This is a genomic window from Dehalococcoides sp. UCH007 (assembly GCF_001010485.1).
Classification (GTDB): Bacteria; Chloroflexota; Dehalococcoidia; order Dehalococcoidales; family Dehalococcoidaceae; genus Dehalococcoides; species Dehalococcoides mccartyi_A.
The window spans coordinates 668,251-689,345 of sequence record NZ_AP014722.1 but is presented as its reverse complement, the minus strand read 5'-3'; the positions used below and the strand labels follow the sequence as shown (position 1 = coordinate 689,345).

19 protein-coding genes are annotated in these 21,095 nt (G+C 47.5%); 13 read left to right on the top strand and 6 right to left on the bottom strand.

What is annotated here, in order from left to right:
* Positions 1-116: 116 nt before the first annotated feature.
* From UCH007_RS03655 to hisB, 5 genes are read left to right on the top strand one after another with little or no spacing between them, the layout of a single operon-like run.
* A complete protein-coding gene (locus UCH007_RS03655; protein WP_046961077.1) occupies positions 117-1,355 on the top strand; it encodes an ATP phosphoribosyltransferase regulatory subunit in 1,239 nt (412 codons plus the stop codon).
* Positions 1,348-2,754: an ATP phosphoribosyltransferase gene (gene hisG, locus UCH007_RS03650; protein ID WP_046961076.1), complete on the top strand. Its 1,407-nt coding sequence runs from the start codon at positions 1,348-1,350 to the stop codon at positions 2,752-2,754. The genes UCH007_RS03655 and hisG overlap by 8 nt, the downstream gene beginning before the upstream one ends.
* A gap of 6 nt (positions 2,755-2,760) precedes the next feature.
* The gene (hisD, locus tag UCH007_RS03645) at positions 2,761-4,071 is read left to right on the top strand and encodes a histidinol dehydrogenase (protein WP_046961075.1); all 1,311 of its coding nucleotides are present in this window, start codon (positions 2,761-2,763) and stop codon (positions 4,069-4,071) included.
* Positions 4,072-4,083: 12 nt separating this feature from the next.
* A complete protein-coding gene (gene hisC, locus UCH007_RS03640) occupies positions 4,084-5,160 on the top strand; it encodes a histidinol-phosphate transaminase (RefSeq protein WP_046961542.1) in 1,077 nt (358 codons plus the stop codon).
* A 1-nt stretch (position 5,161) separates the two neighbouring features.
* Positions 5,162-5,752: an imidazoleglycerol-phosphate dehydratase HisB gene (gene hisB, locus UCH007_RS03635; RefSeq protein WP_046961074.1), complete on the top strand. Its 591-nt coding sequence runs from the start codon at positions 5,162-5,164 to the stop codon at positions 5,750-5,752.
* A 65-nt stretch (positions 5,753-5,817) separates the two neighbouring features.
* Here the strand turns inward: hisB and UCH007_RS03630 are convergent, their stop codons facing one another.
* The 6 genes from UCH007_RS03630 to guaA are packed head-to-tail and all read right to left on the bottom strand — an operon-like array spanning position 5,818 to position 11,756.
* Complete coding sequence (locus tag UCH007_RS03630; protein ID WP_046961073.1) at positions 5,818-6,732, bottom strand: phosphoribosylaminoimidazolesuccinocarboxamide synthase; 915 nt, start codon at positions 6,730-6,732, stop codon at positions 5,818-5,820.
* The gene (purB, locus tag UCH007_RS03625; protein WP_046961072.1) at positions 6,733-8,088 is read right to left on the bottom strand and encodes an adenylosuccinate lyase; all 1,356 of its coding nucleotides are present in this window, start codon (positions 8,086-8,088) and stop codon (positions 6,733-6,735) included.
* On the bottom strand, positions 8,085-8,549 hold the full coding sequence (gene purE, locus UCH007_RS03620; RefSeq protein WP_012882033.1) for a 5-(carboxyamino)imidazole ribonucleotide mutase: 465 nt from the start codon (positions 8,547-8,549) through the stop codon (positions 8,085-8,087). Before purE ends, purB begins: the two co-directional genes overlap by 4 nt.
* Positions 8,540-9,817 carry a phosphoribosylamine--glycine ligase gene (purD, locus tag UCH007_RS03615; RefSeq protein ID WP_046961071.1) on the bottom strand — a complete coding sequence of 426 codons (1,278 nt, stop codon included), beginning with the start codon at positions 9,815-9,817 and terminating at the stop codon, positions 8,540-8,542. The genes purE and purD overlap by 10 nt, the downstream gene beginning before the upstream one ends.
* A gap of 19 nt (positions 9,818-9,836) precedes the next feature.
* On the bottom strand, positions 9,837-10,148 hold the full coding sequence (locus UCH007_RS03610) for a hypothetical protein (protein WP_012882031.1): 312 nt from the start codon (positions 10,146-10,148) through the stop codon (positions 9,837-9,839).
* 6 nt (positions 10,149-10,154) lie between these two features.
* Positions 10,155-11,756, bottom strand: coding sequence for a glutamine-hydrolyzing GMP synthase (gene guaA, locus UCH007_RS03605; RefSeq protein ID WP_172644179.1), 1,602 nt, complete (start codon positions 11,754-11,756; stop codon positions 10,155-10,157).
* A gap of 258 nt (positions 11,757-12,014) precedes the next feature.
* On the opposite strand from guaA, the gene UCH007_RS03600 reads away from it, so the two are divergent.
* The 8 genes from UCH007_RS03600 (at position 12,015) to leuC (ending at position 21,038) form a co-directional block, all read left to right on the top strand.
* A complete protein-coding gene (locus UCH007_RS03600; protein WP_231854740.1) occupies positions 12,015-12,629 on the top strand; it encodes an L-threonylcarbamoyladenylate synthase in 615 nt (204 codons plus the stop codon).
* Positions 12,630-12,729: 100 nt separating this feature from the next.
* The gene (ilvD, locus tag UCH007_RS03595) at positions 12,730-14,397 is read left to right on the top strand and encodes a dihydroxy-acid dehydratase (RefSeq protein WP_046961070.1); all 1,668 of its coding nucleotides are present in this window, start codon (positions 12,730-12,732) and stop codon (positions 14,395-14,397) included.
* A 21-nt stretch (positions 14,398-14,418) separates the two neighbouring features.
* Entirely contained in the window at positions 14,419-16,128 is a 1,710-nt protein-coding gene (gene ilvB, locus UCH007_RS03590) for a biosynthetic-type acetolactate synthase large subunit (RefSeq protein ID WP_046961069.1), read from the top strand.
* On the top strand, positions 16,104-16,640 hold the full coding sequence (gene ilvN / locus UCH007_RS03585; RefSeq protein ID WP_023652300.1) for an acetolactate synthase small subunit: 537 nt from the start codon (positions 16,104-16,106) through the stop codon (positions 16,638-16,640). The genes ilvB and ilvN overlap by 25 nt, the downstream gene beginning before the upstream one ends.
* Positions 16,641-16,658: 18 nt before the next feature.
* Positions 16,659-17,657 carry a ketol-acid reductoisomerase gene (gene ilvC, locus UCH007_RS03580; RefSeq protein ID WP_041330878.1) on the top strand — a complete coding sequence of 333 codons (999 nt, stop codon included), beginning with the start codon at positions 16,659-16,661 and terminating at the stop codon, positions 17,655-17,657.
* A gap of 175 nt (positions 17,658-17,832) precedes the next feature.
* Complete coding sequence (locus UCH007_RS03575) at positions 17,833-19,350, top strand: 2-isopropylmalate synthase (protein WP_046961068.1); 1,518 nt, start codon at positions 17,833-17,835, stop codon at positions 19,348-19,350.
* A gap of 15 nt (positions 19,351-19,365) precedes the next feature.
* The gene (locus UCH007_RS03570) at positions 19,366-19,767 is read left to right on the top strand and encodes an MgtC/SapB family protein (RefSeq protein ID WP_046961067.1); all 402 of its coding nucleotides are present in this window, start codon (positions 19,366-19,368) and stop codon (positions 19,765-19,767) included.
* Between the two features lie 17 nt (positions 19,768-19,784).
* On the top strand, positions 19,785-21,038 hold the full coding sequence (gene leuC, locus UCH007_RS03565; RefSeq protein ID WP_046961066.1) for a 3-isopropylmalate dehydratase large subunit: 1,254 nt from the start codon (positions 19,785-19,787) through the stop codon (positions 21,036-21,038).
* Positions 21,039-21,095: the final 57 nt, after the last annotated feature.

Here is a 21,095-nt window from a genome sequence, read left to right as displayed (position 1 = left end):
AGACGACTAAAGTATATTGCTATAAGGTATAATATTTCAATAACTTTACTACCATTTGCTTGGTCAGGCCGGGTATTGTAAAATCTACAGACTAACTTTAAACGGAGTAGAAGAACATGATTGCGCGTTGTAAAGGCTGCAGTGATTTATTGCCCGAAGATATGCTTCGGTTCAGGTATATAGAGAGCATTTTCCATGACAGTTGCATTACATGGGGTTACGAAGAAGTGCGTACCCCCATGCTGGAATACCTCAGCCTATTTACCTCAAGCGGCACACTTACCCCTCAAATGCTTAAAAGGGTATATTCCTTTTTGGACTGGGACGGTTGGAGCGGCGAAAGGGTGGTACTGCGGCCGGACGGCACTATACCGGCTGCCAGACTTTATATAGATAATCTCCGTGAAATGGAAGTTGCCCGTTTGTGCTATACCTCCAATATTTTCCGCTTTGATGAAACAGGCAAAAAATCCCGCGAAAATTGGCAGCTGGGAGCCGAGCTTATCGGCGTTACCGGTTCGGAAGCTAATGCCGAGTTAATCACACTGGCACTGGAAACCCTGTCCAGACTGGGTTTTGAAGATGTGGAGCTAAGGCTTTCACATGCCCAGCTTATAAAAGCGGTATTGGCCCAGCTTGAGCCGAATACTGATGAACAGCATAAGATATTTGACCAACTGCTGGACGGGGACGTTGCTCTGATGAGCAGACTTGAGGCCGAAAAGCCTGAACTTTTCCGCACCCTGAAACTCTTGATGGAAAACAAAGGCACTTCAGCCGCTTTCCTGAAAAACGTTATGTCCATGGCCGGGGCTGCCGGCGGTGACCTGGAAGAACCCCTGAATGATTTTATTGCAGGGGTGGATATACTGGATAAACTGGGTGTCAGCTACCAGATAGACCTTGCCTCCGGTAAAGGTTTTGAATACTATACCGGGGTAATTTTCCATTTGTTTGTAAATGGCGAACACGTGGGCGGCGGCGGCCGCTATGACAAGCTTATCCCTCTGCTGGGAGGTCCTGACAAACCGGCAGCCGGGTTTGCTTTATATCTGAACCGCCTTATCCCCATGATAGACGCCGAAGATATGTATGACATGGTTGAAGAAAAAATACTTATAAAATATGAAGGTGATAACCTTAAAAATGCCTACGAAATGGCTAACCTTATCCGCGAGTGCGGCATAAGCGCTGAGCTTTTTTACCCCGGTGTGGATACGGCCGCTTATGGCTGGGCAGTTACGGTTAAAGCGGCTGACAGCTATGAAGTAACAGACCTGATTGAAGACAAAACCACAGAGTTTAAAAATCAGGCCGAGGTAATATGCCTGCTAAGTGGTGAAGAAGATGCTTAGAGTGGCTCTGCCAAAAGGCAGATTACTTGGTGATACCAAAGCCCTGCTGGAGAAAAGCCAGTGGGGGTTTGACGGATACGTGGATAAGGCTAAAATATACTGCTTTAAATCAGTTTCCAACCCGGAAATGTCCGCCAAAATATTTCACGAGAAGGATATACCCATTCAGCTGGCCATAGGCAACTATGATTTGGGTGTCTGCGGGGCAGACTGGCTTACCGAACTGACTTCACGTTACCCTTCCAGTAGTATAGTCAAACTGAAAAACCTTGGCTACGGGCATGGCTCATTATATGCGGCTACGGCTGTAAACAGCCCATATGATAATCTGGCAGCACTCTCAGCTTGCAATACCCGTATACGCATAGCCAGCGAATACCCGAATATCGCCGAGGTATTTGCCATGCAGCTGCGGCTTAAAAATTTCAGCATTTTCCCGCTTTGGGGTTCGGCAGAGGCTTATCCGCCGGATACCGCCGAAGTGGTTATTCTGCCGCGCAAGTCCGAAGCAGACCTGGCTAAAAAGAATCTGCGTTCTATCGCTAAAGTGCTGGATTTTAAAGCCTATCTGATAGCCAACAGCCAGAGCCTTGAGGAAAAAGACCTGAGCGGGGCTATTTCATCTGTAATGGCAAATATCAGCCGCTATGTTGAACCCAAAGCGGAAGATATTAAGATTGAACCAGTAAATGGCTGCCAGCCATCTTTTCTGGATATGCCGGATGATACTGTGCGTTTGGCACTGCCTGACGGGCATCAGCAGCCCCATGTCCGTAAGATATTGGATGCCGCGGGGATAGCTATTGAAGACTACCCATCTGCCACGGGCAATCACCGTCCGGCATTCGGCATAAACGGCATTGCGGTAAAGGTAATCCGCCCCCAGGATATGCCCATACAGGTAGCCAACGGCAATTTTGACCTGGCTATTACCGGGCGTGACTGGCTGACTGACCATCTTTACCAGTTCCCGACCAGCCCGGTAAAGGAACTGCTGGATTTGAAATACGGCTGGGTAAAACTGGTGGCGGTGGTGCATAACGATGTGCCGGTTTCCAATCTGGACGAACTGAAAGATTACTGCGGCAGCCGCGAAATGCGGATAGCTTCCGAATATACCAATATCTCTGACTTTTACGCCAGAAGCAACCACCTGGGGCATTACCGCATTGTTCCAACCTGGGGGGCTACTGAGGCTTTTCTGCCGGAAGATGCGGATATGCTGGTGGAAAATACCGAAACCGGCGGCACTATTGCCCGCCACAACTTGAAAATAATAGATACTTTATTTGAATCTACCGCCTGTGTTATAGCCAACTACCAGAGCGTAGTCTCCGCCGCCAAGAGCGAACGGATAAACACGGTAATAAGTATGCTTAAAAAGGCATTGGAGGCCTAAAGTAAAATGGAAATAATCCGCGGGTTTGCCCAAGCAGAAAAAAGGCTCTCCCGCCGGGATAAGACCGGGTTCTTTCTGGACGAAACCCAGAGGGCCGAACTTGCCAAACGGCTGGGGGTTGACCCTGAAAAGACTGTAAACGGCATAATTGACGATGTACGCAAACAGGGTGATAAAGCTGTTTTAGAGTATACCCTGAAGTTTGACAGTGCCGCTATTTCAAAACTTGAGGTAAGCCCAGCCGAAATCAAGCAGGCCGCTGGTGAAATACCTGCTGAACTTTTTGAGGCACTGAAACTTGCCGCCGCTCAGGTGCAGGCTTATCATCGCTTTCAGAAAGAGGCTGTCTGGAAAGCAGCTGAAATTATGCAGGGCAAACAGCTTATCCGCCCGTTGGAAAGGGTCGGCTTGTATATACCCGGCGGCAAAGCTTTTTACCCGTCAACTGTGCTGATGACCGCCATTCCGGCTAAAGAAGCCGGCGTAAAAGAGATTATACTGGTCACCCCGCCGGGAGTAGACGGGAAAATCCCGATGCCCACTCTGGCTGCCGCTTATATAGCCGGGGTAGACAAGGTATTTGCCTGCGGCGGTGCTCAGGCGGTGGCAGCCCTTGCCTTCGGTACTAAATCAATTCCCAAAGTGGACAAAATATGCGGGCCGGGTAATATATTTGTTACACTGGCTAAAAAAGCCATATTCGGAGTGGTGGATATTGACGGACTTCAGGGCCCCAGCGAAGTGCTGTTAGTTGCTGATCAATATGCTAACGCCGAATATTGTGCCTCTGATATACTGGCTCAAGCCGAACATGACCCACTGGCTGCCTCGATACTGGTGACTACATCTGAGGAGATGGCAAACAAAGTAAACGATATCGTGGAGACAAAAGCTGCTACCTGTGCCCGAAAGGATATTATCCGGCAGTCTTTAAAGGACAACGGGCTGATTGCGGTTGTGGATAATATGAACGAGGCCATTACGCTGGCCAATATGTATGCTGCCGAACATTTATGCCTGCTGGTAAAGGATTCAGAACAGTATTTGTCCCGCATAAATCACGCTGGCTGTATCTTCTACGGGGAAAAAGCCAGTGTGGTAATGGGGGATTATGTAGCTGGGCCAAGCCATGCCTTACCCACCTCAGGCACTGCCCGTTTCAGCTCCCCGCTTAATATACTGGATTTTGTAAAATATATAGATATTGTAAACGTGAGCAAAGAGGAAATGGCAAAGCTGGGGAAAGCCGCTGCCACTATTGCCAGAGCCGAAGGGCTGGAATGCCATGCCGAAGCCGCCTTAAAGCGGATGGGATAAGTGAGAACTGATATGACATATGATATGAAAAAATATATACGGACAGATCTAGAAGGGTTTGCCGGCTATTCTGCCTGCAAAGCACCGGAACTGGTAAAGACAAAAAACCGGATAATCAAGCTGGATGCCAATGAAAACCTGTACGGGGCTGCACCAGCGGTACGGCAGGCTATGGCTGCCTTTGACCAGTACCATATCTACCCTGATGCCACCCAATTTGAAATCCGCCGTTTGCTGGCGGAATATACCGGCGTAAATATGGAGCAGATTATCTGCGGGGCAGGCTCTGACCAGTTGATAGACTTACTGCTGAGGCTGTTTATAAACCCCGGAGATGAGGTTATCAACTGCCCGCCTACTTTCGCCATGTATAAATTTTATACTGATTTGAACCGCGGAACCGTAGTCAATGTGCCGCGTGATGCCGGTTATAATGTAAATATCAGCGGCATTAAAAATGCACTTACTCCAAAAACCAAGCTTATATTTATAGCCGCCCCCAATAACCCCACCGGTACAGCCATAAGCAAAGAGGATATAATACAAATACTGGATTTGGGCGTACCCACCGTGGTTGACGAAGCTTATTACGAGTTTACAGGCCAGACTATGATTTCGGATATGGCTAAGTATCCAAATCTTATGATACTGCGTACCTTTTCCAAATGGGCAGGGCTGGCAGGACTGCGGGTAGGTTACGGGCTTTTCCCGCCGATGATTGCAGACTACTTATCACGTATTAAAGACCCTTATTCAGTAAACATTGCAGCGGATACTGCCGTCCGCCAGACTATGCTCCAGCGTGAATATATGCTGGAAACCGTAAAAAAGATTGTGAATGAACGTAAACGGTTATATACTGAACTAAGTAAATTTAGCTGGCTGAAGCCATATCCATCTGCAGCTAACTTTATTTTGTGCAAGTTGCTTAAAGGCAAGGCCAAAGACATTCAGCAGGCACTGGAGTTACAGGGCATTTTGGTAAGATGCTTTGATGCACCGATGATGGAAAACTGCCTGCGGTTTTCAGTGGGCAAGCCCGAAGATACAGACGCACTGTTAAAAGCGCTTGGGGAAATGGGGGAATAACATGACCAGGAGAACAGCATCTATAAAAAGACAGACCACCGAAACCACCATAAGCCTTAGTCTGAATCTGGATGGCAGCGGGCAGGCTGAAATGTGTACCGGGGTCAGGCTGTTTGACCATATGCTTTCCCAACTGGCTAAGCATGGTTTATTTGACATAAATATCTCTGCCAACGGGGATGATATACATCATTTGGTGGAAGATGTGGCACTCACTTTGGGTAAAGCCTTTAACGAGGCGTTAGGGGAACGCAAGGGTATTGTCCGCATGGCAGATGCAACTGTACCTATGGATGATTCCTTGGCTTCAGTAGCTCTGGACCTGAGCGGCAGGGGATATGCAGTGCTGGATTTGCCGTTTGCTAAAAATGACCTTACCGGTTTTCCCACGGACCTAGTCAGGCATTTTCTGGAGACTTTTGCAATAGAGGGTCGGCTAAATTTACATGCCCGCATTCTTTACGGTTCTAATGACCATCACAAAGCAGAAGCTCTTTTCAAAGCATTGGCACGGGCACTGGACAAAGCTACTGGTATAGACCCCAGACGCGAAGGCATTGCCCCCAGCACCAAAGGTATGCTGGAAAACTGATTTAAACGATTTGTAAAATAGGGAAAGGGGCTTTCGCCCCTTTTATATATATCCACGCTAGCAGGTTAACCCAACTTTAGGCCGGTTATTCTTTCGTAAGCGTATTCATAACGGCAGGTAGTTGATTTTATAACTTCATCCGGCAATACAGGACCGGGGGGTTCTTTGTTCCAGCTAATAGTTTCCAGATAATCCCGCACAGGCTGTTTATCATAACTATCCTGGGCTTCGCCCACTTTATAGGTTTTTTCATCCCAGAAACGGCTGGAATCCGGGGTAAGGGCTTCGTCAATAAGGATAAGCTCTGAGCCGTCCAGACCAAACTCAAACTTGGTATCAGCTATAATAATACCCCTTTGGCGGGCATATTCCCGTCCGAATTTATAGAGTTCCAAACTCTTTTTAGCCAGTTTATCAGCCAGTTCTTTGCCGACCATAGCTTCCAGTTCAGCAATAGACATGGGGCGGTCATGTTCGCCGTCTCCCTTGGTGGTAGGGGTAAATATAGGTTCTGGTAGCTCCTGGCTTTGCAAAAGACCTTTCGGCATAGAGACACCATTTACAGTACCCGTCTTTTTATATTCACTCCAGGCTGACCCAGCAATATAACCACGCACTACACACTCAACCGAAACACGCTTAACTTTTTTGACTACCATACTTCTGCTGTTTAAATATTCCGGATATTTGAACCGTTCGGCTACGGGCAGGTATTTATCCAGACAATTTACATCTTCAACCAGCTCTATAACATGATTGGGTATTATATGAGCAGTTTTCTCAAACCAAAATGATGAAATACAGTTAAGCACCCTTCCTTTACCTGGTATGCCTGAAGGCAGTATCACATCAAAAGCGGAAATACGGTCACTGGCAATGATAAGCAGTTTATCACCAAGCAGATAAGTATCACGCACTTTTCCTTTTATAAAAGAAGGCAGAGGCAGGGCAGTTTCCATAAGTACTTTTTTATCAGTCATCTATATAGCTCTGGGTGACAGTCCTTCATCAGAGGATGAGTCCCCGCCTTTCTTCCACTGTGAATTAGTAAGTCCGACCCGGCTGAATATATCATCTATATAACGCAGGTAAAACTTGTAATCAAATAATTCGTCAATTTCGGCAGAGGTCACATATTGCATAACCTCGGCATCCGCCTTGAGCAGGTTCATAAAATTATCTTCGCCTTGCCAAGTGCGCATGGCATTCCTCTGTACCATTTTGTATGCCTGCTGGCGTGAAAGACCCTTGTTTATCAAAGCAAGCATGACCCTCTGTGAGTAAACCAAACCGCCTGTTAGATTTAGATTCTTTTCCATTTGTTCGGGGAAAACATTAAGCCCTTTTATGACATTTGTAAAAATGTGCAGGGCATAATCTATCAGCAGACAACCGTCAGGCATAATCACCCGTTCAGTAGAAGAATGGCTGATATCACGTTCGTGCCAAAGTGGTTGATTTTCCATAGCAGTAACAGAATAACCACGTATAATGCGGGCAATACCGCAAATGCGTTCGCAGAGTTCCGGATTTTTCTTGTGCGGCATAGCGGATGAACCGGTTTGACCCTTTTCAAACGGCTCTTCGGCTTCGTGGCATTCGGTCTTTTGGAGAGCCCGTATTTCTGTAGCAAATTTCTCCAGCGAACCAGCGATAATAGCCAGAGTAGTCATGTACTGGGCATGGCGGTCACGCTGGATTACCTGATTTGAAATGGAGGCGGGTGAAAGCCCCAGTTTTTTGCAGGCTATCTCTTCAATTTCAGGGGATAAAGTAGCATAAGTACCTACCGCTCCTGACATTTTACCCACGGTAATAGCCTTAGTAGCCTCCGCAAGCCGTTGGCGGTTGCGTTTCATTTCTTCCATCCACAAGGCCAGTTTCAGTCCGAATGAAATGGGTTCGGCATGAACGCCATGAGTACGTCCCACCTGGACAGTATATTTATATTCCATAGCTTTGGCAGCCAAAGCATTTATCAGGTCTTTAACACCGTTGTTTAGTATCTTTGAAGCTTCCACAAGCTGAAGGCTGAGAGCCGTATCCATCACATCAGATGAAGTCATGCCCATATGAATAAAGCGGGATTCTTCACCCAGACTTTCGGCTACAGAACCCAAAAAAGCCGTCATATCATGGTGAGTTTCCTTCAGAAGCTCTTCCATGCGCTTAAAATTCAAGCGCGCCAGCTTTATTTTAGTGATATCCTCCCTTGAAATTGCCCCCATCTTCGCCCAAGCTTCGCAGACGGCAATTTCAATATCCAGCCAGTAAGCAAATTTACTTTCGTCTGACCAGACTTTTTTCATTTGAGGGCGGCTATATCGCTCTATCATTTGTTCTCACCTTTAAGTTCCCGACGGTAGCTTTCATACGCCTGACGGATATTTTGATATTTTAAACCCAGTATTTCAGCCGCCAGATATGCCGCATTTTTAGCACCGGCAGAGCCGATGGCTACTGTAGCTACCGGTATACCGGCCGGCATCTGGACTATAGAGTACAGGGCATCAATTCCTTTAAGTTCACCTGAAGCAACAGGTACGCCGATAACCGGCAGTGTCAGCCAGCTGGCAATCACTCCCGGCAGATGAGCCGCCCCCCCGGCAGCAGCTATAACCAGTTCAATACCCCGTGCGGGCGCATTAAGACAAAACTCCTGCACTTTTTCCGGAGTGCGATGGGCAGACATAACCAGAGTTTCAAATGAAATACCCATTTTCTCCAGTATCTCTTCGGTAGGCTTCATAACCTCGGCGTCAGACTTAGACCCCATAACAATACTAACTAATGGCATAGTTCCCTCCCGTTTAACAAGGCTATGTCCCTGCGGTAATGGCAATCTTCAAAAGAAATGCAGTCAATATTTTTATATACATTGTCTCTGGCTTCCTCTATATTTTTGCCTTTACTGACAAGACAAAGTACCCGTCCGCCATTAGTAAGTATTTCGCCCTCTTCAGAAGCTACTGTGCCGGCATGGAAAACAAGTATATCCGAGGGTATATCTGAAAGACCGCTTACAGGTAATTTTTTACGGTATTCAGCCGGATATCCGCCAGAAGCCAGCACAACCCCGACTGCAGATGAATCTTCCATTTCAATATTGAGTTTGTCAAGACGGCCTTCAATAGTGGCTTCCACTATCTCAAGCAAGTCTGTCTTGAGCAGGGGCATTAAAACCTGAGTTTCGGGGTCTCCAAAGCGGGCATTAAACTCCATCACTTTTGGCCCTTCAGCGGTTATCATCAAACCGGCATATAAAACACCTTTATATACGATATCCCGATCCGCCAGTGCCTTTATAACCGGCAATAGAATGCGGGACATTATTTCTTCCTTTAATTCGGGGGTAAAAAAAGCAGGGGGCGTATAACTGCCCATACCGCCAGTATTAGCACCCTTATCTCCATCATAAATCCGTTTATAATCACAAGCAGCACTTAAAGGTGCAACAGTTTTACCGTCAGTAACGGCAAAAAAGCTCATTTCCTGCCCCACCATGCACTCTTCTATAACTACATGTTCACCGGCTTCACCGAATATTTTGGCCTCCATTATATCTGATAAAGCCGCCATAGCCTGCTCATGAGTTTGGGCAACCGTAACTCCTTTACCACCTGCCAAACCATCCGCCTTTATCACAACCGGCATATCCAGCCTACTCAAATAAGAACAAGCTTTTTCATAACTGGAAAAACTGCGGCTGTAAGCAGTGGGAATTTTATTTGAAAGAAGCAGCTCTTTGGTAAAAACTTTGCTGGATTCCAGCTGGGCAGCTTCACGACAAGGGCCGAATATACGCAGACCTTCAGATTCAAACACATCTACAACCCCTCCTGCCAGAGGTGCTTCAGGTCCTACAAAGGTAATATCAATGGCTTTGTCTTTGGCAAAGGAAAGCAAATCTTTGATATTTGTGCAGCTTATAGCTACATTTTCAGCTATAAGGCTTGTACCGGCGTTGCCGGGGGTAACGTAAATTTTAGTGATTTTCGGGCTTTGGGAAAGCTTCCAGACAATAGCATGCTCCCTTGCCCCATTTCCAATAACCAGAACTTTCAGAGTTGTCTCCTAAGCAAAACTAAACTATTCTTTTACCCCGCTCATAGCGTCCATGCCACTTGGGGGCATAGAATTCATAATTACCGTCTTCCCTTAAGAAAAGGAATTTTGAGTCAGTATCCGTATTATGCCGGCAGGCAGGCGGGAAATTTATGGTATTTGACTCCATGCATTGCCAGACAGTTTCATCACTCCAATGGCCTTTTTTTCTGACCGTAAGCAATATCTCTTCGGCAGAGGCCCGACCACCCAAACCTGTAAGAGCTTTTTTGACCTCATCTATGCAAGTCTCGGGAGTGTAGCCCCTCCCCATGATATAACCGCCGGTCATAATGCCTTACTCCCATTCAATAGTGGAAGGCGGTTTGGAGCTTATATCATAAACCACCCTATTCACTTCTTTAACCTCATTAACAATACGGTTGGATATAACCGACAGCAAATCATAAGGCAGTTTCGCCCAGTCTGCAGTCATGGCATCTTCACTGGTTACAGCCCTGATAGCTACCAGATAACCATATGTGCGGAAATCACCCATAACACCCACAGATTTAACATCGGTCAGGATAGCAAAGCTTTGCCATACTTGGTGATACATTTTGGCTTTTTTAATTTCGCTCATTACAATCCAGTCCGCCGCGCGGAGGATTTCCAGCTTTTCACGGGTAACTTCACCGATAATCCGTATTGCCAGACCGGGGCCGGGGAAGGGCTGACGCCAAATCATTTCGTCCGGCAGACCCAGCTCTTTGCCCAGCAGCCTCACTTCATCTTTAAAGAGATAGCGCAAAGGCTCTATAAGTTTTAACTTCATATGGGCAGGCAGGCCGCCCACGTTATGATGGCTTTTTATTTTGGCGGAAGCTTTGGACACAGAAGAAACGCTTTCTATAACGTCAGGATAAAGTGTTCCTTGTGCCAGAAAGTCAATCGTGCCAAGTTTACAGGCTTCATCTTCAAATACCTTTATAAATTCGCTTCCGATAACCTTGCGCTTTTGTTCGGGGTCAGTAACACCGCTGAGACCTTCAAGAAAGCGGTCAACGGCATCTACATAAATTATTTTCATGCCCATATGGTTTTTAAAGACGTGCAGTGTGCGGTCAGCCTCTTCACGGCGGAGAAGGCCGTTATTTACATAAATACAAGTTAATTGTTCACCAATGGCTTTATGAATGAGTGAAGCCACAACCGCCGAATCTACACCGCCGGAAAGTGCACAGATAACTTGCCCGCCACCAACCTGCTCACGTATGTTTTGTATGCTTTCCTGAATATAATTACCCATAGTCCAGTTAGCATGGCATTTACATATATTGAAAACGAAATTTTTAAGAATGATTTTACCGTGAGGAGAATGAACAACCTCGGGATGAAACTGCAATCCGTAAATATCAAATTCATTACCCATAACTGCAACCGGGCAGTTTTCAGTGTAGGCCAGAGCCGTAAACCCTGCCGGCATTTTCTCAATACGATCCCCATGGCTCATCCAAACGGGAGAAGGTTCAGGCATATCTGCCAGAAGGTCCGTATTAACCACGTTTGAATGAAGCAAAGCATGCCCGTATTCACGTTTCTCACTATGTTCAACTACGCCACCCAATTGCTGGGTGATAGCCTGCATACCATAGCAAATACCCAGAACAGGCAGTTTACTTTCAAATATATAGGCCGGAGCTAAAGGTGCTCCCTGCTCATACACACTGGATGGTCCGCCGGAGAGAATAAACCCTCTAGGATTCAGATGGGCTATTTTCTCCCATGGAGTGTCATGAGAAACCAGCTCGCAGTAGACATGCATTTCGCGTATGCGCCGGGCAATAAGTAAGCTGTATTGTGAACCAAAATCAAAAATTACTATTGACTCACGCAGGTTTTCTTCGCCAGTAGCAATGCACTCCGGCTTGGCACCGGATTTTTCTTTGGCTATTTCCAAATAGGTAGAGACTTCAATATCCCCAGTAGTGGAAACTCTTAGGCTCTCGGCTGATTGTTTATTATTCATTTCGCTCATCATTTTCTTGATGGTAGCTTAACATTATAGGCTAAAATTGTAAAGCAAACAGGTCTGTTTTTACATGGTACAAGCCTGATAATACTTGACTAAATAACCCAAGAGTATTTAGATATATCTACCAATTTGTAAATGGCACAAGGTAATAAATATATGACACATAACCGATTTAATGAGGATATGGAAAACCAGATAACCAACGCCGTCAGGATACTTAAAGAAGGCGGAGTAGTAATATTCCCGACAGACACTGTTTATGCAGTTGGGGCATTAGCCCGAAATACCCATGCAGTAAACCGTGTATTTGACATAAAAGGCCGAGCCAATACCAAAGGTCTGCCCGCCCTGATAGGGGACGTCTCGCAGATAAATCAGGTAGCCAAGGTTTTTCCGGAGCTGGCCCGTAAACTGGCTGCAGAATACTGGCCGGGAGGACTTACCCTGGTACTGCCGAAGACAAATAATATTCCGCTTGAACTAACCGGCGGAAATGAAACAGTAGCCATACGGATACCTAACCAACCAGCGGTAATTGAAATGCTGAAACGAATCGGTGAACCAATTACCGGCACCAGCGCCAACCTCAGCGGGTGTAAAAGCTCACTAAATGCCACTGAAGCCCGAAGCCAACTGGGTGACAGGGTGGATTTTATCCTTGACGGGGGTCAGGTTAGCGGAGGAGTGGAATCTACCATAGTAGCTGTAAACAATAATGAATTGAAGATTATCCGCCAGGGGGCAATAAAAGAAGCAGATATACTTAAAACAGCGGGTAAAACCAGCCTTTCAGCTTGACAGCAAACGTGGACTGTGTTATGGTTAAACACTTCCAATAATCTGTCGTAAACCCGTCCTTTGAGGACGGTTTTTAATTCTTTCAAACGGGAGCGCATATATGAAAAGCGAAGATGTCAAATCAGGTATTGAGCGTGCCCCTCACCGGTCTTTGCTGCGTGCCCTGGGTCTGAATACAGAAAGTTTCCAAAAACCCTTTATCGGTATTGTAAATAGCTTTACCGAAGTAGTCCCCGGACATATTCACCTCAGACAGATTTCCGAAGCCGTCAAAGAAGGCATAAATGCTGCCGGCGGCGTAGGTTTTGAATTTAATACCATTGCGGTTTGTGATGGCATTGCTATGAACCATGCCGGCATGAAATACAGCCTGCCCAGCCGTGAAATCATTGCCAACACAGTTGAGATTATGGCTATGGCTCACGCTTTTGACGGACTGGTTTTTATACCTAACTGTGATAAGGTTGTTCCCGGTATGCTCATGGCTGCTTGCCGTTTGAACATTCCCTCTATATTTGTCAGCGGCGGCCCCATGCTGGCAGGACGTTTAAGGAAAAATGACCAGGTCAGCTGTGTTGATTTAAACAGTGTTTTTGAAGCTGTCGGTCAGGTGGCCAAAGGGCAGATGACCGAAGAAGAACTGCTGGAACTTGAAAAAGTAGCCTGTCCCGGCTGCGGCAGCTGTGCCGGAATGTTTACCGCCAATACTATGAATTGTCTTACAGAAGCACTGGGCATGGCTTTGCCCGGCAATGGCACTATACCGGCGGTGGATTCACGCCGCACACAGCTTGCTAAAAAGACCGGCCAGCAGATAATGCACCTGATAAAAGATAATACACGCCCTAAAGATATAATAACACCGGATGCCATTTACAACGCTTTCAGTCTGGACGTAGCACTGGGCGGCAGCACCAATTCGGTTCTGCATGTTATGGCGGTTGCACATGAAGCCGGGGCTGATTTTTCACTGGAGCAGATAAACCGTATAAGTGATTGTACTCCTAATCTGTGCAAGCTCCGCCCATCAGGCCCATACCATATTGAAAACCTTGACCAGGCAGGCGGAATAGGCAGCGTGCTGAAAGAGCTGAAACCATGGCTGAAAAATGATGCCCGGACTGTCTCCGGCAAAACCATAGGCCAGTTGGCAGATGACGCACCCAAAGCAGATAATAAAGTCATTCGTTTTGCCTCAAACCCGTACTCACCCAAGGGCGGGCTGGCTATTCTATTCGGAAATCTGGCACCAAACGGCAGTGTAGTTAAACGCTCTGCAGTTGCCCCGGAGATGATGGTTCACCGCGGGCCTGCCCGTATATTTGATTCTGAAGAGCTGGCTACCAAAGCCATTATGGGCGGTAAGATAACCCCCGGTGATGTACTGGTTATCCGCTATGAAGGGCCTAAAGGCGGGCCGGGTATGCGGGAAATGCTCACCCCAACCTCGCTTTTGGCAGGCATGGGGCTGGATAAAGAAGTAGCCCTGATTACGGACGGGCGTTTTTCAGGCGCAACCCGCGGAGCCGCTATGGGGCACGTTTCACCGGAAGCAGCCGCTCGCGGACCTATAGCTGCCCTGCGTGACGGGGATATGATAAATATTGATATTCATAACTACAAGCTCTCAGTAGAGCTTTCAGATGAACAAATCCAGAAACGTCTGGCAAATGTGCCGGCTTTCAAACCTAAAATCACAAGCGGTTATCTGAAATATTATACAGAAAATGTCACCTCGGCCAGTACCGGGGCGGTTTTCAAAGACTAAGTCTAAGGGGGCAATGAGAAAATGAAATTGACTGGCGCCCAGATAGTATGCGAGAGCCTGCTTAAAGAAGGAGCAAATGTAATCTTCGGGTATCCGGGTGGAGTACTCTTGCCGCTGTATGATACTTTCCCCCAGTACCCCGCCTTAAGGCATATTCTGACGCGGCATGAACAGGGTGCCGCCCATGCCGCTGACGGCTTTGCCAGAGTTACCGGCAAAGTTGGGGTCTGCTTAGCGACTTCGGGACCGGGGGCTACCAACCTGATTACCGGCATTGCCAATGCATACATGGATTCTATACCCATGGTAGCTATAACTGGTCAGGTTACCCGTAACCTTATCGGCAAGGACGCTTTTCAAGAGATTGATATCACCGGTATTACTTTACCAATTACCAAGCAAAATTATCTGGTAACCAGAGCAAGTGCGCTGGCAGATACTATAAAGGAAGCTTTTTATTTAGCCCGAACCGGACGCCCTGGCCCGGTGCTGATAGATATACCCAAAGACGTATTCATTGAACAGGCGGAATTTGAATACCCTGATGAACCTGATTTACCTGGCTACAAACCCGTTATAAAGGGCAACCTGATGCAGATACAAAAAGCTGCCAAGCTGATAGAAACAGCTGAGAAACCGGTGATTATTGCCGGTCACGGGGTGAATATATCCGGTGCCAACGAGGAACTTAAAACTTTGGCGGAAAACTGCCAGCTGCCCGTTATTACCACTTTGCTGGGTGTCAGCAGTTTCCCCGAAGACCATATACTAAGTTATGGCATGCTTGGTATGCACGGTATGGCTTACGCCAATATGGCTGTAGCGGCTACAGACCTGATAATAGCTATCGGCATGCGTTTTGATGACCGGGTTACCGGAAAGCTAAGCTCATTTGCTCCCCATGCCAGTGTTATTCATATAGATATAGACCCGGCTGAAATAGGCAAAAATGTACGAGTAGATATACCTATAGTGGGTGACGTAAAAACCGTACTTAAATCACTCAACAAGCAGGTGGAGTGCGTTCAGCACCCGGACTGGCTAAGACAACTGGAAAACTGGCGCAGGGAACACCCTCCGCTTTCCATAAGGCATACTGACCTTATCTTGCCTCAGTATATAGTCCAACAGATAAGCGAAGCTACCGGCGGCAATGCCATTGTGGTTACCGGTGTGGGTCAGCATCAGATGTGGGCGGCTCAGCATTACACCTATATCCGCCCCAATTCTCTGGTAACCTCCGGAGGCTTGGGCACTATGGGCTTTGACCTGCCGGCCGCTTTGGGCGCCAAGGTTGGCTGCCCTGACGAAACTGTCTGGTGCATTGCCGGTGACGGTGGCTTTCAGATGAATATGCAAGAACTGGGGACAATAGTGCAGGAAAGGGCTGCGGTAAAAATAGCTGTTTTCAATAACGGTTATCTGGGTATGGTTCGCCAGTGGCAGGATTTATTCTATAATAAAAATTACGTTGCCACTCCTTTGGGTTGCCCTGATTTTATAAAAATTGCGGAAGCCTATGGCATACCTGCTTTAAATGTTAAACGCAAGGAAGATGTCCGACCAGCTATTGAACAGGCTATGTCTGCCGAAGGACCTTTCCTTCTGAATTTTGTTATTGAACCTGAAGAAAACGTATATCCCATGGTTCCTCCCGGCGCCGCTCTCCACGAAGTACTGGAAGAACCTAAGAAAGAGGTGAGTGCATGTCCCCGACGAAGCATACCATAGTAGCTTTAGTTGAAGACAGGCCCGGCGTATTAAACCGCATGGCCAGCCTTTTCAGACGGCGTGGTTTTAATATTGACAGCATTGCAGTCGGACGTAGCGAAACGCCGGGTTTTTCCCGTATGACCATTGTGGTTGACGGGGCAAATACCATGGTTGAGCAGGTACGCAAACAGCTTGATAAAGTAGTAGACGTGGTCAAGGTTTCAGATATTACCGGGCAGGATATTATCTGCCGCGAACTGGCCCTCATAAAAGTGAAATCCACTCCGGCCAACCGCAGTGAAATAATGCAGATTGTAGATATTTTCAGGGCAAAGATAGTGGATGTAGCTTCCGACTCGCTGACAGTGGAAGTAACCGGAGATGAAGAAAAAGTAAATTCGCTATATAATCTGTTACGTGCATTTGGTATAAAGGAAATAACCCGCACCGGCCGTATTGCCATGACGCGCGGCGGGCTTGCTACCGCTACTGAATTGCAATCATCTAAAGAATTAAAAACAAAAGAGTAGAAAGCTCTAGGAGGAAAAATGGCTGTTATATATTACGATAAGGACTGTGACTTAAGCCTTATTGAAAAGAAAATTATCGGTATTGTCGGTTATGGTGCGCAGGGTCATGCCCACGCCCAAAACCTGCGTGATTCAGGTCTGAAGGTTATTGTGGCTTGTGTGGAAGGCGGACGCGGCTGGAAAAAGGCCACCGCTGACGGTTTCGAGGTGATGAGCGTAGCCGAAATGGCGAAAAAGGCTGACATTATTATGATGCTGGCCCCTGATACCGCTCAGTCCAAGATTTATAAAGACTCTGTTGAACAGGGACTGAAACCCGGCAAAATGCTGATGTTTGCCCATGGCTTCAATATTCATTACGGGCAGATAGTCCCCCCGTCTTTTGTAGACGTGACCATGATTGCCCCCAAATGCCCTGGCTATATGCTGAGACAGGTCTTCACCGAGGGTGCAGGCGCTCCTTCGCTGATTGCTGTTGAACAGGACGCCAGCGGCAAGGCCAAAGAAATGGCTCTGGCTTATGCCAAGGGCATCGGCTCTAACCGTGCCGGCATACTGGAAACCACTTTTGCCGAAGAAACCGAAACCGACCTTTTTGGTGAGCAAGCCGTTTTGTGCGGCGGCACTACCTCTCTGGTCAAAGCCGGTTTTGAAACTCTGGTGGAAGCCGGATACCAGCCCGAAGTAGCTTATTTTGAATGTCTGCATGAGCTCAAGTTGATTGTAGACTTGATGTATCAGGGCGGTATTGCCTATATGCGTGATTCCATTTCTGACACCGCCAAATACGGTGATTTCACCCGCGGTCCCAGAGTTATCAACGAAGAAACCTATGAAACTATGGGTGAGATACTGGGCGAGATTCAGGACGGCAGCTTTGCCAAGGAATGGATACTGGAAAATCAGGCCGGACGCCCTGTTTATAACTCCCTACGCCGCATGGAGTCTGAGCACCTTATTGAAGAAGTGGGTGCCGAACTGCGCTCTATGATGAGCTGGCTGAAAAAGAAAAAGTAAAGGGTATTTTAAAATAACCATGACAGATTACATTCCAAATAATATAAGCGGACTGTATCACAGCCTGGCTGAAGGGAAACTTCTCATCCTTAGCAGCCCCTCTTTCTGGACGAAGAGGGGTATCCGGTTATAATGCTAAATATAGAGTAATTTTCTTTCAGAAAGGATTTTTGTCATGGACAAAATAAAAATTTTTGATACCACCCTCAGAGATGGAGAACAGGCTGCCGGTGCGTCTTTGAATGCACAGGAAAAACTGGAGATAGCCCGGCAGCTGGAAAAACTGGGGGTGGATATCATTGAAGCAGGTTTTCCCATCACCTCTCCCGGTGATTTTGAAGCGGTAAAGCTGATAGCCCAGGAAGTGCGCACCCCTGTCATCTGCGGTCTGGCCAGAGCTATACCGGCTGATATTGACCGTGCCTGGGAGGCTTTGAAAGAAGCTGCCCACCCCCGAATTCATGTGTTTATTTCTTCGTCTGAAATACACATGGTTCACCAGATAAAAAAGAGCCGTGATGAAGTGCTGGAACTGGCGCGTACTATGGTTGCCAGAGCCAAAGGCTATACTGATGATATAGAGTTTTCACCTATGGATGCCAGCCGCTCTGACCCGGAGTTTCTTTATAAACTGCTGGAAGCAGTTATAGATGCCGGGGCTACCACCCTGAATATACCTGATACTGTGGGTTACGCTATCCCCAGTGAGTTCGGCGAACTCATAAAGGGTATCCGCCAGAATGTACCTAATATAAACAAAGCGGTAATAAGCGTACACTGCCACGATGATTTGGGCATGGGTACAGCCAATTCGCTGGCTGCGGTTAAAAACGGTGCCAGACAGGTGGAATGCACCCTGAACGGCATAGGCGAACGTGCCGGCAATGCCGCACTGGAAGAAGTGGTGATGGCACTGCGCACCCGAAGTGACTATTTCAACTTTGAAACGAGTATAAACACCCAGGAAATATACCGCAGCAGCCGCCTGGTCAGCGCTCTGACCGGTTTTGCTATCCAGCCCAACAAGGCTGTGGTGGGTGAAAATGCTTTCCGCCACCAGTCAGGTATCCACCAGGACGGCGTTATTAAAATGGCTAAAACATTTGAAATTATGGATCCCAAGGAAGTGGGTATTCAAGCTTCCAGTCTGGTACTGGGCAAACTTTCCGGCCGCCATGCCTTTAAACAGCACCTGACTGAGCTGGGTTTTGACCTGAACGAAGAAGATTTTGACCGCGCATTCAAAGCCTTTAAAGATTTGGCCGATAAAAAGAAGGACGTAACCGACCGTGACATAGAAGCCCTGGTTGCCGAAGAACTGCGGACTACAGTTGAGCTTTATCATCTGGACCGGATACAGGTTACCTCCGGAGACCGAGGCATACCCACTGCTGCCGTCAGACTAACCACCCCGAACGGCGGGGCAGTTGAAGATGCCGCTTTGGGCAGCGGGCCGGTAGATGCTGTTTACAAGGCCATAAACCGAATAGTAAATGTACCTAACAAACTGACTGAGTTTTCGGTCAAGTCTGTTACGGCCGGCATTGATGCACTGGGTGAAGTGCTTATCCGTATTGAGAGTGACGGGGTAACATATACCGGACGCGGATCAGATACGGATATAATAGTAGCCAGTGCCAAGGCTTATATGAACGCTTTAAACCGTTTGCTCAGGGTCAAGAACGCATCTTAAAAGGAGCGACATGCCATGCCGATAGAAGTGGAAATGCTGTTTCGCATTCTGCTGGCCGTGGTACTGGGCGGGATTATTGGCTATGAACGGGAACGCTCAGGCAAGGCAGCCGGGCTGCGCACCAATACTCTTATCTGCGTGGGTTCCTGCCTGATAACGCTGGTATCTATATATGGTTTTTCAGAAACGGATATCAGCCGGATAGCTGCCGGGATAGTTACCGGGGTGGGCTTTCTGGGAGCGGGGGCTATACTCCGCCAGTCAGAGGGACATGTTGAGGGGTTAACCACTGCCGCCACTATCTGGGCTGTTGCCGGCATAGGATTGGCGGTGGGTGCAGGTATGTACTTTTTATCCGCCGTCAGTACCGGTGTGATACTGCTTATATTACTTATTGACCGAGTAAAATTCCGTTAGATATTCTTGGAGAGGTTATGATGAACTTAGTTGAAAAAATACTGGCCGCCCACAGCGGTAAAACACAGGTCAGCCCGGGTGATTTTATAAATGCCAAGGTAGACCTGGTACTGGCTAATGACATTACCGCACCTATAGCCGTTAAAGAATTTAAAAAGATTGGGGTCAGCAAGGTGTTTGATCCCAATAAGATAGTTTTTGTGCCTGACCATTTTGTACCCAACAAAGACATTGCATCTGCCGAACAGGTAAAAATGGTGCGTGAATTTGCCCGTGAGCAGGGGATACTCTTTTTCGAATGCGGCAAAATGGGCGTTGAGCACGTAATCCTGCACGAGCAGGGTCTGGTACTGCCGGGGGATATTGTGGTAGGCGCTGATTCGCACACCTGCACTTACGGGGCACTTGGCGCTTTTACTACCGGCATGGGCTCAACAGATATAGCCGCCGCCATGGCAACCGGTGAGGTTTGGATGAAAGTCCCCCCCACCATTAAATTTAACTATTCGGGCAAGCTGCCTAAATGGATTGGCGGCAAAGACCTGATTTTGTACACCATAGGGCAAATAGGGGTAGACGGGGCTTTGTACTCTGCCATGTATTTCTGTGGAGAGGCTATTGATGCCCTATCCATGGAAAACCGCTTTACCATGTCAAATATGGCCATAGAGGCTGGCGGCAAGGCAGGACTTTTCAGGGTTGACGAAAAAACCCTGGAATATGTAACCCCCAGAGCCAAACGCCAGTACACGGTTTATGATAATGATGCTGATGCATCTTATGCCAAAACATATAATTTTGATATTTCCAAACTTGAGCCGCAGGTATCACTGCCGCATTCACCGGCAAATGCCCGTCCCATCAGCCAGATTGGTAAAATAAAGGTTGACCAGGTTATCATCGGCTCATGCACCAACGGCAGATTGGAAGACTTGGCCATATCTGCCAAGTTACTTGAAGGGAATAAGGTTAGCCCTGATTTGCGGACTATTGTTATACCCGGTTCACAGCAGGTCTATCTGGACGCACTGAAGGCCGGCTATATTGAAACCTTCATCAATGCCGGAGTTGCTGTTTCCACTCCCACCTGCGGCCCTTGCCTCGGCGGACATATGGGTATTCTGGCAGCCGGTGAACGCTGTCTGGCAACCACTAACCGCAATTTTGTAGGGCGTATGGGCAGCCCCAAGAGCGAAGTATACCTGGCCGGGCCGGCAGTTGCCGCCGCTACCGCCATCAAGGGGTACATTGCCCATCCCGATGAAATTTAAATAGTTAACCCTGTCAGAGGGATACGAAAAAGCTGCTTTATAAAACAGGCTTTATTA